This is a genomic window from Rhodococcus sp. HM1, from assembly GCF_023218075.1.
Lineage (GTDB): Bacteria > Actinomycetota > Actinomycetes > Mycobacteriales > Mycobacteriaceae > Rhodococcus.
On the sequence record NZ_JALPTB010000109.1, the window covers coordinates 1 to 13,103 of the forward strand.

Sequence of the window (13,103 nt, forward strand, 5' to 3'; positions counted from 1 at the left end):
ATCGTCGACCGACACCCCGTGGTCGGTGACCAGCGCGGCGAAACCACCGGCGTAGCCCTGCCCCACGGCCCGGACCTTCCACGTACCCTGGCGGCGGTACAGCTCGAGAGCGATGACGATCGATTCGCTGCTCAGGCCCTCGATCCGGTACTCGTACAGCACCGCGCCGGTGGCGTCGGAGACCCGCGCGGTGGGCGGCGCGAACTGCCCGAAGGTGCTCGACGCGTCGTCGAGGGTGATCACGGCACGGACCTGTTCGATGTCGGCGGGGACCGCACCGAGCGACACCGCCAGGGACGCCGCCTGCCCCGGAGCACCGGGAACCAGACGCACGCCCGGACCGGTGGGCTGGTTGAAGAACACGAAGTCGGCGTCCGACCGGACCTTGCCGTCGGCCTTCACCAGCAGAGCGGACAGGTCGGCCGGAGTGGTCAGCTCGAGCGAGACGACCACGTCGGAGGCGGTGATCGGGCCGTTCTGGCCCTTGGCGAGCGAAGTGGTCACGTCAATCGTCCTCACTGGATAGGCGTGCCGAAGGCGGCACTCGGTTGGGATCGGTCGAGTTCGGTCCCACTCTACGAACCGGACGGGATCCGGGTGGAACCGGCAAACCAGGCGAGGATCTCCTCGCCGGCGGAGACACCCGACTCCTCGGTGACGGCGACGGTCGGATGCTGCCAGTTCAGCGCCTCGAGTTCCCCGTGACACGGACGGATCGCGGCGTCGGCCGCCTCGAGCATCGGGGCGTCGAGTGCGCCGTCGCCCGCGGCGAACACCGGCGAGTCCTCGCTGAGCACCCCGTCGGCCACGAGCCGACGGTGCACCTCGGCGACCGCGTGGCTCTTGCACACGCTGTCCGGGACCGTGTAGATCTTCCGGCCCTGCTGAGACGCACCCCAGCCACGCGCGCGGCACCACTCGTCCCATTCGACGAGGAAGTCGGCGGGCTGCGCGTCCACGTCGACGACGAGATAGCAGAACAGGTCGTCGGCGATCCGCAGCTTGCGCACCCAGTCCGGTGAGATACGCGCCCGCAGCGCGGTGAGCACCTCGTCGAGCCCGGCGCCGCCGGCCCACACCGCGCGGTCGAGCCCTTCGCGCCAGGCGGGGTCCGGTTCGCCGTCGACGAGGATCGTGCCACCGTTGCTGGTGATCGCGTACCGCCACGGCCCGCCCGGCAGTGCGATGCGCCGGAACTGCGCCGGGGTGCGGGTCGTCGTCGGGACGAGTTGTGCGGTCGTGCTCAGCTCCCGCAGGCGCTGCGCGGACGTTTCCGTCAGGTACGACAGCGGGGCGCCCTTGTGGTACTCGACGCACAGCAGATCGTCGCGGTCGAACTGGGCCCGCGTCATCGCCGCCCGCGAATAGATCAGGGTGCGGTCGAGGTCCGAGGCGATCAGCGCGGTGGTCACGGCAGGTCCTTGATCAGGCCCATGCAGGAATAGGCGAGGTCGGGGATTTCCACGACCGGGACACCGCGCGCTGCGGCGAGCATCCGGATGTGCGCGTGTTCGGGGGCGTCGGCCTCGCGCACGAGAACCTTCCACGGCACACGCCGCAGCAGCACCCGTGTCGTCTCTCCCACACCGGGTTTGACGAAGTTCACGGTGGAGATCCCGTACCGGGCCCGGATCAGTTCCACCGACGCCCAGCCCGCCCACGTCGGGGTGCGATCGGAGTTCATGACCCGACGGGCGTCGGCGACCGCGCTCTCGCGGTCGCCGAACTCCGCGCACACCGCGTCGATCAGCGTCGTCGACACGTCCTCGTCGGCGAGTTCGGCGTAGAACTTCGCGCCGTGGAACTCGCCCGGCCCGATCAGGGTGTCGTTGAGGACTGTGCGTGAGATCAGCCCGGACACAGTGGAATTCAGGCACGCCGAGGCGATGAGGAAGTCGTCGCGGGTGCCGTAGGTGCGCACGCACTGCCCGGGGTCGGCCAGAACCGCGAGATCGTCGGACAGCGCCGGGCCACCGGCTGCCGCGTACTCGGCCAGCGCCGCGGACAACTCGCGGGCGATCGCACCCTTGCCGGTCCACCCGTCGACGAAGACCACCGACGCCGGATCGTGCCGCGCGGTGATGTGGTCGAGCGCGGCGGCGTCGATGCCACGGCCCCGCACGATCGACACCGCGTAGTGCGGCAACGACAGTCCGTGATGGTGCTGAGCCCACCGCCGGATCAGGATGCCGACGGGCGTGCCGGCGCGGGCCAGCGACACGAGCGTCAGGTCCGGTCCGCGTTCTGCCAGAAGGAGTTCGGTGACGGTGCCGACCGCGCGTGCAAGCCGCCCGGAGGTCTCGGCGAGCACCTTGTCGAACAGTTCGCGGTAGGCCGCGTCGGGCCGGTATTCCACCGGCAGCGACTCGGCGTAGTGCGCAAGCCCCGCCTGGATTCGTTGTTCCCGCTCGGCGATATCGGCTTCGAGGTCGACGTGCGAGAGGTCCTTGAGCAGCCAGGTCACGTCGTCCGGCGCATACGACCCGAATCCGGGCCCGGTCAACGGTGCCGTCACAGCGCCTCCCTGCTGATACGAAGCGCGACCGGGTCGGTCGCGGGAACCGTTGCGACGACCACGTCCTCGCCGGCCGCGGCGAGGACGTCGACGAGTCCTCCGGTCGCGCGAAGTCGGTCGGTGTCCGCCGGACTGTCGATCACCAGCACGAGCGCGGGCCGCCGGTCGGCGTCCGGCCACTGCGCGTTGTACAGATACCGGGGTGCCTCGGTTTCGTGGGTCTCCGGCACGTGTTCCGGTGCGAGGAAGGTGAATCCGCGGCGCAGCGGATAGCCGGGGACGTCGAGGACGTAACCGGGGGAGCGGGTGGTGGTCTGGAACCGAGTGGGCGTGCCACGGGTCGCGAGGGCGCCGGCGAGCCGCAGCGGCAGGTACATCAGTTCCTCGTGCCCGACGACGACGGCCGGACGACCGGGTTCGAGCGCTGCCGCGAGGGCGTCGGCGGCCGCGGCGATCGCAGCGTCGAAACCCGCGGTGTCGGTGCTCAGGAATCCGTGCCGGCCACCATCGGGAACCGTTGCCGGCCAATGGAGTTTGACGAAGTCCACGGTTCCGCGATGCGGCGCGCGCGGGTTCAGCACCGGATCGGGCAGTGCCGTCACGCGTTCGGTGGTGCCCTCGGGAATGACGGCCCGTCCGGACGCGAGCGACACGTGCTCGATCCGTGCGCCGAGATCACCGGCGGCCTCCGCGACCGCACGCCGGTGCTCCTCGGCGCGCATGTCGACGAGGGAGGCGATCACGTACCGGCTGCGCGGGTGGTGCCGGTGCAGCGCGCGAATGGCATCGAGCGCAGTTGTCCCGGTCGAGATCTCGTCGTCGACGAGGACGAGCGGCGCCGGGTTCGCGAACAGGTCCGGGGAGGTCGGCTGGAGCAGATGGAAGGTCGCGTGGGAGTGTCCCTCCTCGAAACCGGCGAACGTGTCGGCGCCCGGAACGTCGCGGCGGGTGGAATGCAGGTAACAGGCCGCGCCGATGCGCGCGGCGACACAATGCCCCAGTCCCGTCGCGGTCTCGGCAAAGCCCAGGACGACCGCTGTCGACGCGTCCTCGCCGAGCAGCTCGGCCACCAGATCGCCGAGCCGGTCGCCGGCGGCGATCACGACCGCGGGATCGGTCGGCACGTGCTTGCCCAGCACGGTGGACACCAGCAGGTGCGCGCGGCGCGGATTGCGGCGCAGCCCGGGGTGGACCAGCTCCGGCACGCGGTACCCGGTGGCCGAATCGCGGTGGTGCAGCGTCAGGCCGAACTCCTGCGTCGCCCAGGGAATCCGAAAGTCCTCGGCGACGCCGGCCGGAGCGGCGGCGCTCACCGGTCCACCAGTGCGGTCAGCAGGTCCACGAACGTGACTCCTTTGTTGGTGACACCGAACACCGACGCGCGCAGCACCGTCTGCTGCGCCCACGTGCGATGCGGGCGGCGTTCGTTCATCTTGTTGCGATATCCGGAGGCGCGGACGCCGCCGGTGTCGCCGCCGAGGATGTCGACGGCGTCGTGGTATTCCTCGTGGGTCACCGCGGACAGTGCGTGCACCGCGGCCACGTGCGACGGATGGATCACCGTCTTCCCCTGGATGCCGTTGGCCCGGTCCAGCGCGATCTCCCGGAGCAGTCCGTCGAGGTCGCGGCTCACGAGCTGCTGGCGGAAGAGCACCGCATCGTGTTCCTCGAACGGGGTGGCCCGCAGCATCGGCCGGAACATGCGTTCGTGGTCGGCGAAGTACTCCCACACCGGACCGGTGATGACGAACCCGGTGCCGTCGGTGCGGCCCAGGTAGTTGACGACATCGGCGATGACGTCGACGACGACCCGCACGTCGTAGATGGTCAGGTCGCGGTCGCGTCGGATCCCGAACGTGCCGCACATGTCGGTCGCGCCGATCCGCACGGCCAGCACCCGCTGCCGGTGCTCGGCGAGCAGCGCCGACACCGCCTGCAGTTCGTCGTCGCGGGTCTGGCGATGGACGAGCTCACTCGACTCGAGCACCGGCATCGCATACAGGTGCTTCCCGAGCCGTTCCGACGCCGCGGCGACCGCCTCGAGGAACGCGCGCCCGGTGCTCGCCCCGAATTTCGGTAGCACGAAGCCGGTGAGAGCGCCGACGCCCGCGCCGAGCTCGGACGCGATGCGTTCGACACCGTCGGGTGTGCGCACCCGGACGAACAGCAGCATGCCCGCCGCATCCGTCCCGGCCAGCCGGGCGAGGGTGTCGACGGTGTTGCGCAGCCCTTCCTCCACCTCGTCGTCGGCGACGGCGTCCTCCAGGTCCAGAACCATCGAGGTGACCCCCTCGGCGGCGCGGCGCAGCACGGTCGCGGCCAGGTCCGGACGGGTCGCCGGCACGTAGAGGGTTGCGCCGAGCGCGAGCGCCAGGCGTTCACGGTCGTCGCTGTCGTCGAACGGTTGGGGGTGGTGGAGGAACAAGGTGTCCCGTGTGGCCGGATCCAAGTGCCGGAAGTGGCATGTGCCACGCACCTGCGTGAAGGTCCCCCCGCTCATGGGCTGTCCGTCCGTCCTCTCATTCGTTGCACCACCCCGGTGATGAAGTCCGTCACCGCGTCCAGATCGCGCACGTACGCCCAGTAGTCCGGGTGGATTCCTGTCAGCGAATCGACGGCTCTGTCGATCCGGGCGAGTTGTGCGTCGAGTACCGAGCCCCATTCTGCGGTCAATCCACGCTGCACCGCGAGGTGCTGCGCATCACGCAGTCGGAAGCGCACGGCATCGACTTTCGCTCCTGGATTCTCCCGTACCGCGCGCAGGGTTGCGAGTCGGCTGGTGACGGCGTCGACGTTGTGTTCGGCGACCGACAACTGCGAGCGTGCCGCGTTCGCGTGATCGAGGGCCTCCTCGGGCCGGCCTGCCGACAACGCGGCCCGTGCCGCGGCCAGGCTCTCCTCGGCTTTCGCGAGCATTTCGGTGGCGCGCCGGTCGTTGCCGGTCAGGTCGGCGGAACTTGCCGCGTTGAACTCGCGCAACAGCGCCGAGTACGCCGGTGCGAGACCCTCGAGCCGGGTGCGGACCGCACCGATCCGGGTCGTGACGGACGCAAGGGTGTTCCGGGCACGCTCCGACTGCGCGGGTGCCTGGTCCAGGGCCGCTCGCAGCGCCGCCGTCGCCTGCCCGACCTGCCCGGCCTGCTTCCGGATCGCGCCTGCCCCGGCAGCGGCCCCGAGCGCGTCCAGCGCGGCGTCCAGTGCGCCCGCCGCGGCCCGCACCGACGGGTAGTCGGCGAACGCGGCATTCTCCGGCGACTGCAGTGCCTGCGCGACGGCATGCGCCTCGGTGCGGGCCCGGTGCGCGAGTTGCGGTGTGGCCGCAGCGACGGCCATCGCGTGTTCGAGATGCGCGCGATGGGCACCGTAGAACTCGTCCAGAGTTCTTGTCGCGGAACCGATCCGATGGATCGCCTGCTCGTACTCGGCGGCGCTCGCCAGGGGCTGCTCCGGTTCGGTACGGGAGAGCCGCAGGTAGATCTCGGCGGCGTCGTAACACGCCTCACGGATCGGTGTCCACATGCGGATCAGGCCCCGCTCGGGTTCCAGTTCGTGCGACGCGGTGACCGCAGCCTCGGCGACCGACTGCCGCCGGTCCATGTCGAGGAAGGCCGCCACCATCGTGTCGTGGGCGTGCCGGGCTGCTGGATCCTCGGTCGGCCCACCCCCGAAGAGTCGGCGCGTGAATCGGCTCGCCACGACCCGAATGGTACTGGTCGGTCCGACTCGGCCGCGGGTCGGCGAGGAGGGCGGGAGCGCAGCCGCGGGTATCCGTTTAGGCTGGAGAGAACACGCGCAAATCGGGCGGGTCCGTTCGGGCCCGCCGACCCACGATCGAAAGGACCCCGCATGGGCGTCAGCTTGACCAAGGGCGGAAACGTTTCCCTCACCAAGGAAGCGCCGAACCTGACCGCTGTGGCCGTCGGCCTCGGCTGGGATGTCCGCACGACGACAGGCACCGACTTCGACCTCGACGCCAGCGCGATCGCAACCGGTGCCGACAAGAAGGTCGTGTCCGACCAGCACTTCGTGTTCTTCAACAACCTGAAGTCGCCCGACGGCTCGATCGAGCACGTCGGCGACAACCGTACCGGTGAGGGTGAGGGCGACGACGAGGTCATCAACGTCGACCTCGCGGCGGTCCCGGCCAACATCGACAGCATCTTCTTCCCGGTCTCGATCTACGACGCCGAGGCCCGCAGTCAGTCGTTCGGTCAGGTCCGCAACGCCTACATCCGCGTCGTCAACCGCGCGAACGGCACCGAACTGGCCCGCTACGACCTCACCGAGGATGCCTCCACCGAGACCGCCATGGTGTTCGGTGAGCTCTACCGGCACGGCGCCGAGTGGAAGTTCCGCGCGATCGGTCAGGGATACGCGTCCGGCCTGGCGGGGATCGCCCGCGACTACGGCGTCAACGTCTAGCTCGTTCGATGAACTCGATCCGGTCCCGGCCGTCCGTAGCCGGGACCGGACTCGTCTTCGTGGCTTCTGCAGTACCTCGCTGCATCGACCTGACTACTGATCAAGAAAGGCCGCAGTCGTGTTACTGCGAATATTCGGGGCGTCGTTCGCCGTCACCGTTGTCTCCCTCGTCGTCGCCTTCCTGTACGGCGGCCCCCAAGCTCTGTTCCTCGCCGCCATCCTCGGCGTCCTCGAGGTCTCGCTGTCGTTCGACAACGCGGTCATCAACGCGACCGTGTTGCAGCGGATGAGCGATTTCTGGCAGAAGATCTTCCTCACCGTCGGCATCCTCATCGCCGTGTTCGGCATGCGCCTGGTGTTCCCGCTGGTCATCGTGTGGGCCGCGTCGGGCCTCGGGCCCGTCGAGGCGCTGAGACTCGCCCTGAATCCGCCGGCCGACGGCGCCGCGTACTTCCCCGACGGCAGCCCCAGCTACGAAACGCTCATCACCGACGCACATCCGCAGATCGCTGCGTTCGGTGGCATGTTCCTGTTGATGTTGTTCCTGCACTTCATCTTCGAGGATCGCGAGATCAAGTGGCTGCAGTGGATCGAGCGCCCCCTCGCGAAGGCCGGCAAGCTCGACCAGCTCGAGGTCGTCGTCGCGTCGGCGCTGCTGCTGATCACGGCGACGGTCATCGCGCCCGACGACAAGGTCTCGACGGTGATGATCGCCGGCGTGCTGGGCATGATCACCTACATCGCGGTCAACGGGCTCGGCGAGATGTTCCACATCCCCGAGGAGGACGAGGAGTCCGCGGGCGGGCCGTCCGGTCTGGCCAAGGCCACCGGTAAGGCCGGCTTCTTCCTGTTCCTCTACCTCGAGGTTCTCGACGCGTCGTTCTCGTTCGACGGCGTCATCGGCGCGTTCGCGATCACGTCCGACCCGATCATCATCGCCCTGGGCCTCGGCTTCATCGGCGCGATGTTCGTCCGCTCGATCACGATCTTCCTGGTGCGCAAGGGCACGCTGTCGGAGTACGTGTACCTCGAGCACGGCGCCCACTGGGCGATCGGTGCGCTCTCGCTGATCCTGCTGTACTCGATCGGCACGCACGTCCCCGAGATCGTCACCGGTCTCGTCGGTATCGCTCTGATCGGCGCGGCCTTCGCCTCCAGCGTCTACCGCAACCGCAAGGAGAAGGCGCGGGAGGCCCTCGTCACCTCCTGACCCGGGCTGCCGCACCTCACGGTGAAGGGCACGTTCGACCGGTCCAACCGGTCGAACGTGCCCTTCATTCGTTTCTGGGGAGGGGCGGTCGGCCGACCGTCACGGCGTGTCGTACGAACAGATGATTGTTGCACTTTCAACGGCTATCACCCTCTGTTTCACCCTGTCCCGCGGATAACGGAGACGGGACGGACCTCGACAGTGCTGCTGAGTACAACGCGTTGCCCGTCCGGTCGGTGAAGCCGAAAAGCCGGATCGCGCGTGGCGATATGCGTTCTCCGAAGTGCTGCGGGCACTTACGAACCCGCGAACCGGATCGGGGTGCGCTGCCGCCGTGCGGGGCGGAACGCATCGCAGTGAGATGAGGGACAGATGGTTGTGGATGCAGTTGCCGACGACCTCGGCGTAGTGCGGAAAGCGGAAGTGCGCCTCGCGCAGGCGCACGAGCTGGCCCGGTGGGACGAGCTCGTCGCCGCGAATCCCGACGGAGGTTCGGTCTGGCGTGGCCGCGAGTACTCCGAACACGAGCGGGTCCTCGGCTTCACTCCGGTCTATCTGATGGTCGACGACATCGCCTGCACCGTGCTCGAGCGGCGCATCCCGTTGCTGGGGCGGCTGTGGCACCTGCCGGCGGGACCGGGCGTACTCGACGTCACGACCCTCATGCGGGTGTCCGATGCGCTGGCGGAGTTCGCGGCCGAGCAGGGTGTGTTCACCGTGCGGATCGAACCGCTGATCCGCGACGATGCCGCCGAGCGGGAGCGTCTGCTCGCGGCGGGGTATCGGCGCGTGCCCGGGTGGGCGCCGTCGCACACGATCGTCGTGGACATCACCGGATCGGAGGACGACGTGCTGGCCCGCTTCGGGCAGCGGGCACGCCGCTGGATCCGCAAGGCAGCCCGGGTCGGTGTCGTCGTCGAACGGGTCGAGGCGACCGACGAGAACTGCCGCATCCTCTACGACCTGCTGACCGCGACGGCCGACGGACGGTTCCCGATCCGGACCTTCGAGCATGTCCGCAGCCTCTACCAGCGGCTGCAGGCCAGCGGCAACGGCCAGTTGTTCCTCGCGCGTCTCGACGGGAAGGTCGTGGCCGGCGCCTACGCGATGCTCGTGGGTGACAACGCTCTGTACCTGACCGGGGCATCGGTGCGGAAAGAGCCGGGCCGGTCCGAGGAGAACGGTCTCGGCGCGCACGGCGTCGGTCACGCGGTGCAGTGGGAACTGATGCGGTGGGCGCGCGAACACGGGGCAGTGCGGTACGACATGTGCGGGACCCCGCCGTCGTGGGAGGCGGACGACCCGGCGCATCCGCTGCACGGCGTCGGCCAGTTCAAGTTGAGTTTCGACAAGACCATCGTCGACTACATCGGCGCCTACGACGTCCCGGCGCGGCGGATCCGGGCGAACCTCCTGTACGGCTACGAGCGGATGCTGATCGCGGCGGCGGAGCGCCCCCTGTTCCGCAGGTTCCTCACCTGACCGGGTGACGGCGTCGTCGCGGGAAGGCCGTCGGTCGCGGGAACGCTTCGGAGTCAGGGAGTTCGGAACAGTCCCTCGCGCAGAAGTGTTTCCGCGTCGGCGAAAGCGCGGGCGCGGCGCGTGATGGTGGGAGCGCCCGGCGGATTGCCGTTCCACTGGTCGAACAGTGTGCTCAGGCTCAACACCAGCCGTTCGGGCGCATGCCACGAGCTCCATCGCCCGAATTCGTTGCTGCGCACTATTTCTCGCGTCGCCTGCCGCACGGAGGTTCCGCGCTCGTGGTGGACGTGGCCGACGTCGCGCAGCCACAACCAGTAGTCGCGGAGGGCGCGCAGGTCGTCGACGGTCCCGGTCGACCCGTGACCGGGAACGTACACCGCGGCGTCCCACCCGATGAGGCGGTCGAGGGCGGCGAACCAGTTGTCGAGCGGACCGTTCCACAGGATCGGGGTGGATCCGACCCACAACAGGTCGCCGGTGAACACCACGCCCGCGTCGGGCGCGTGCACGACGACGTCGCCCGCGGTGTGGCACGGGCCCAGGCGCTCGAGGTCCACCGTGCGATCGCCGACCGTCAGCCGGAGGGTCGTGTCGAAGGTGCGGTCCGGCAAACGTGGTGTGCGACGGGGGAATCGGGCCCCCGCTCGCACCCGTGCCGAGTAGGCCACAGCCGCACTCACCGGCCCCGGCATGCGGCCGATCAACTCGCCCGCGGTCGCCAGCGCCCTCAAGCCGGCGGGCGGCAGGTCCTCGTGCATCGCGTCCAACGCCGCCGCACTGGTGGTGATCCGCGCCGTCGGGGGCAGTGTGTCGTTGCCCCACCAGTGATCTCCGTCGGAATGGGTGTTGACCGCTTCCGTGACGGGAGCGTCGGCGACGAGCGGTCGCTGTACGTCGGAAATGCGCTTGGCCCATGCCACATCCCAGACGGTGTCCACGACCAGGGATGCCGCGCCGGGGGAGACGACGAGCCCGGTGTTCGCTTCGCCCCATCCGCCGCCCGGGCGCACGAACGCCCACACCGCGTCGCCGATCTGCGTCAGACCACCGTGTTCCATATCCGTCCCCCTGATCTGTATGGACCATCCACGCTACCGCCCGGAGTGCGTGGGTTTCGGCCGGAGGGTGTGCGGGTAAGTCGCACGGGGCAACTGTGTCGGAGACGCACGGGGCAACTGTGTCGGAGACGCACGGGGCAACTGTGCCGAGGAGAGGTGGGTGTGGGGCATGAGACCAGCAACGGTACTGGGAACCACGGCGGCGACGGCGATCACCGCTTTCGTCGGGTCCATCGCTTCCCGGGAATCGGATTCCCGCTGGTACCGCCGCCTCCGCAAGCCGTCGTTCCAGCCCCCGGCGTCGGCTTTCCCCATCGTCTGGACCGCGTTGTACGCCGACATCGCGGTCACCTCCGCAGCGGCGATCGACGAACTGACCCGGCGTCGCGAACTCGATGCGCGACGCGCGTACGTCGCCGCGCTCGCCGCGAATCTCGTGCTCAACGGCTCGTGGTCGTGGGTGTTCTTCAAGGGCGGACGGCTCGTCCCGGCAACGGTGGTCGCGGCAGTGCTCGCCGCCAGTAGTGCCGACCTCGTACGACGCACCGCCGACGCCGTGCCCATCGCGGGTGCGGCACTGGCACCCTATGCGGCGTGGACCGGGTTCGCGACGGTGCTGAGCGGGCGGATCGCGCAGCTCAACCGGTGACGTGCTTCACCCGGCGCAGGTGCACGGCGACCGGGACTTCGGCATACGCGATGATGGGGGCATGCTCGAAACACCCGTGATGATCGGCATCGTCTCCATCTGCATCGGATTCGTGTTCTTCATGCTCGCCGCGACCGGAACCCGGAGCAAGTGGGACAAGAAGGTGACGATCACGCTGTTCGCCGTCGCGATCGTGTTCATGACGATCATCCCGGTGGTCGGTGCTGTCGGATTCGCGGCCTGACCGCACGTCTCACGGCCGGGTGAGTGCATCGCGCAGCACGGCGGCGAACTTCTCGGGCTGCTCGACGAATCCGGCGTGACCTCCCGGAAACTCCTTCGGTGTCAAGGAAAGTGCCTCGGCCAGGGCGATCGACGTCGCGTACGTCACGAGCCCCCGCGACTCGGCGCCGATGCCGACCACGAGTCGTGCGGGCGTCGCCGCCAACGCGGCGAGGTCGGGCAGATAGCGGGTGGTTCCCCGGATCTCGTGGGCGAAGAAGCGGGCGCCGTCGGCGAGGTCCTGGTCCGGTGACTCTCCCGGCGGGGGACCGGAGGGTTGTTCGTCGGGCCCGGCTGCGCCGGAGTCGAATCCGGCGAAGGCCATGAACGCGGCCCACGCCGCACCGAGGCCGTCACGGTGGAAGGTGTCGACCATCGCATCCACCGCGGCGCGTCGCTCGGCGGCGTCGTGCAGCAACTCGAGGAGCGGCGGTTCGTGAGCGACCAGTGTGCGTACCCGCTTCGGGTGCAGTGTCACGAGGGCGAGACCGGTGACCGCGCCTCCGCTGGTGCCGAAGACGTCGGCGGATTCCGCGTCGAGGGCGTCGAGTACGGCGACGAGGTCGGCGGCGCGCAGGTCGGGGGTCGAATCGGAGTGCGGGTCGTCGAGGACACTGCGCCCGATGCCGCGCGGGTCGTGGGTGACGACGGTGTGGTCGTCCGCGAGGACCTCGGCGAACGGGGCCAGGGCCGCGGCGCCCATCGGGGCGCCGGTCAGGATCAGCAGGGGGCCGGCGCCGCGAACCTCGCAGTGCAGCCGGCCGCCGGACACGGGGATGGTGTGTGTGATGGTCATGCACGAACAGACCCGCGCGGACGTGGTTTCTCATCGCCCGCCAATTGGTGACCGAAGTTGTCCGCAATCGCTCCTACCGTGGGTTACATCATCACGACGACGGAAGGGCAGTGGACATGACCGACAATTCCCGAACCGGAGAACGCGCGGACATCCTCGACATCCTCGTGGAGCAGCGCGAGATGCTGCTGATCACCGCCCGCAACCTGACCGACGAACAGGCCCGCACGTGCAGCACCGTCAGCGATCTCACGGTCGGCGGTTTGATCAAGCACGTCACGGCGACGGAGAAGACCTGGATCGAGACGATCCGCAACCTCGACGACACCACCACGTTCGACATGGAGTCGGCGATGGTGCAGTACTACATGAACGACGACGAAACCCTCGCCGGCCTGCTCGAGGCGTACGCCGAGGTCGCGCGGAACACCGAGGAGTTCGTTCTGGCACTCGACGATCTCGACCTGCAGGTGCCGCTGCCCACCGCGCCCTGGGCGCCGGAGAGGGAGTGGTGGAGTGCGCGAAAGGTGTTGCTGCACATCATTCGTGAGACCGCACACCACAGCGGCCACGCGGACATCATCCGCGAGTCGCTCGACGGCGCGAACAGCACCAGGCAACGCGGCGCCGACGCCGGCATGTCCTTCGACTAGCCGTCCCTCCCCGCCGTTCTCCCGTCTGTTTCCCGC

General features: G+C 69.1%; 14 protein-coding genes. 6 read left to right on the forward strand and 8 right to left on the reverse strand.

What is annotated here, in order from left to right:
* From M1M07_RS30420 to M1M07_RS30445, 6 genes are all read right to left on the reverse strand, one after another.
* On the reverse strand, positions 1–504 hold a 504-nt coding region (locus M1M07_RS30420; RefSeq protein ID WP_248676544.1), incomplete at its 3' end, for a TerD family protein.
* A gap of 71 nt (positions 505–575) precedes the next feature.
* On the reverse strand, positions 576–1,352 hold the full coding sequence (locus tag M1M07_RS30425) for an HAD family hydrolase (RefSeq protein ID WP_248676551.1): 777 nt from the start codon (positions 1,350–1,352) through the stop codon (positions 576–578).
* Between the two features lie 56 nt (positions 1,353–1,408).
* Entirely contained in the window at positions 1,409–2,515 is a 1,107-nt protein-coding gene (locus M1M07_RS30430) for a cysteine protease StiP family protein (protein ID WP_248676545.1), read from the reverse strand.
* Positions 2,512–3,828, reverse strand: coding sequence for a phosphoribosyltransferase family protein (locus tag M1M07_RS30435; protein ID WP_248676546.1), 1,317 nt, complete (start codon positions 3,826–3,828; stop codon positions 2,512–2,514). The genes M1M07_RS30430 and M1M07_RS30435 overlap by 4 nt, the downstream gene beginning before the upstream one ends.
* Positions 3,825–5,015, reverse strand: a complete 1,191-nt coding sequence (locus tag M1M07_RS30440) for an HpcH/HpaI aldolase/citrate lyase family protein (protein WP_248676547.1) — start codon at positions 5,013–5,015, stop codon at positions 3,825–3,827. The genes M1M07_RS30435 and M1M07_RS30440 overlap by 4 nt, the downstream gene beginning before the upstream one ends.
* Complete coding sequence (locus M1M07_RS30445) at positions 5,012–6,133, reverse strand: hypothetical protein (RefSeq protein WP_248676552.1); 1,122 nt, start codon at positions 6,131–6,133, stop codon at positions 5,012–5,014. The genes M1M07_RS30440 and M1M07_RS30445 overlap by 4 nt, the downstream gene beginning before the upstream one ends.
* Before the next feature lie 228 nt (positions 6,134–6,361).
* Between M1M07_RS30445 and M1M07_RS30450 the strand changes: the two genes are divergently transcribed.
* From M1M07_RS30450 to M1M07_RS30460, 3 genes are all read left to right on the forward strand, one after another.
* Positions 6,362–6,937 carry a TerD family protein gene (locus tag M1M07_RS30450; RefSeq protein ID WP_197251073.1) on the forward strand — a complete coding sequence of 192 codons (576 nt, stop codon included), beginning with the start codon at positions 6,362–6,364 and terminating at the stop codon, positions 6,935–6,937.
* Between the two features lie 118 nt (positions 6,938–7,055).
* Entirely contained in the window at positions 7,056–8,147 is a 1,092-nt protein-coding gene (locus M1M07_RS30455) for a DUF475 domain-containing protein (RefSeq protein ID WP_197251074.1), read from the forward strand.
* 372 nt (positions 8,148–8,519) lie between these two features.
* On the forward strand, positions 8,520–9,629 hold the full coding sequence (locus tag M1M07_RS30460; RefSeq protein WP_248676548.1) for a peptidoglycan bridge formation glycyltransferase FemA/FemB family protein: 1,110 nt from the start codon (positions 8,520–8,522) through the stop codon (positions 9,627–9,629).
* Positions 9,630–9,682: 53 nt separating this feature from the next.
* Here the strand turns inward: M1M07_RS30460 and M1M07_RS30465 are convergent, their stop codons facing one another.
* Complete coding sequence (locus M1M07_RS30465) at positions 9,683–10,687, reverse strand: MBL fold metallo-hydrolase (protein WP_248676549.1); 1,005 nt, start codon at positions 10,685–10,687, stop codon at positions 9,683–9,685.
* 169 nt (positions 10,688–10,856) lie between these two features.
* Here M1M07_RS30465 and M1M07_RS30470 point away from each other — a divergent pair, with 169 nt between their 5' ends.
* The gene (locus tag M1M07_RS30470) at positions 10,857–11,336 is read left to right on the forward strand and encodes a TspO/MBR family protein (protein WP_197251077.1); all 480 of its coding nucleotides are present in this window, start codon (positions 10,857–10,859) and stop codon (positions 11,334–11,336) included.
* 61 nt (positions 11,337–11,397) lie between these two features.
* The gene (locus M1M07_RS30475; protein ID WP_197251078.1) at positions 11,398–11,580 is read left to right on the forward strand and encodes a hypothetical protein; all 183 of its coding nucleotides are present in this window, start codon (positions 11,398–11,400) and stop codon (positions 11,578–11,580) included.
* A gap of 9 nt (positions 11,581–11,589) precedes the next feature.
* On the opposite strand, the gene M1M07_RS30480 is transcribed toward M1M07_RS30475, so the two are convergent.
* Positions 11,590–12,414 carry an alpha/beta fold hydrolase gene (locus tag M1M07_RS30480; RefSeq protein WP_197251079.1) on the reverse strand — a complete coding sequence of 275 codons (825 nt, stop codon included), beginning with the start codon at positions 12,412–12,414 and terminating at the stop codon, positions 11,590–11,592.
* 116 nt (positions 12,415–12,530) lie between these two features.
* On the opposite strand from M1M07_RS30480, the gene M1M07_RS30485 reads away from it, so the two are divergent.
* A complete protein-coding gene (locus M1M07_RS30485; protein ID WP_248676550.1) occupies positions 12,531–13,067 on the forward strand; it encodes a DinB family protein in 537 nt (178 codons plus the stop codon).
* Positions 13,068–13,103: the final 36 nt, after the last annotated feature.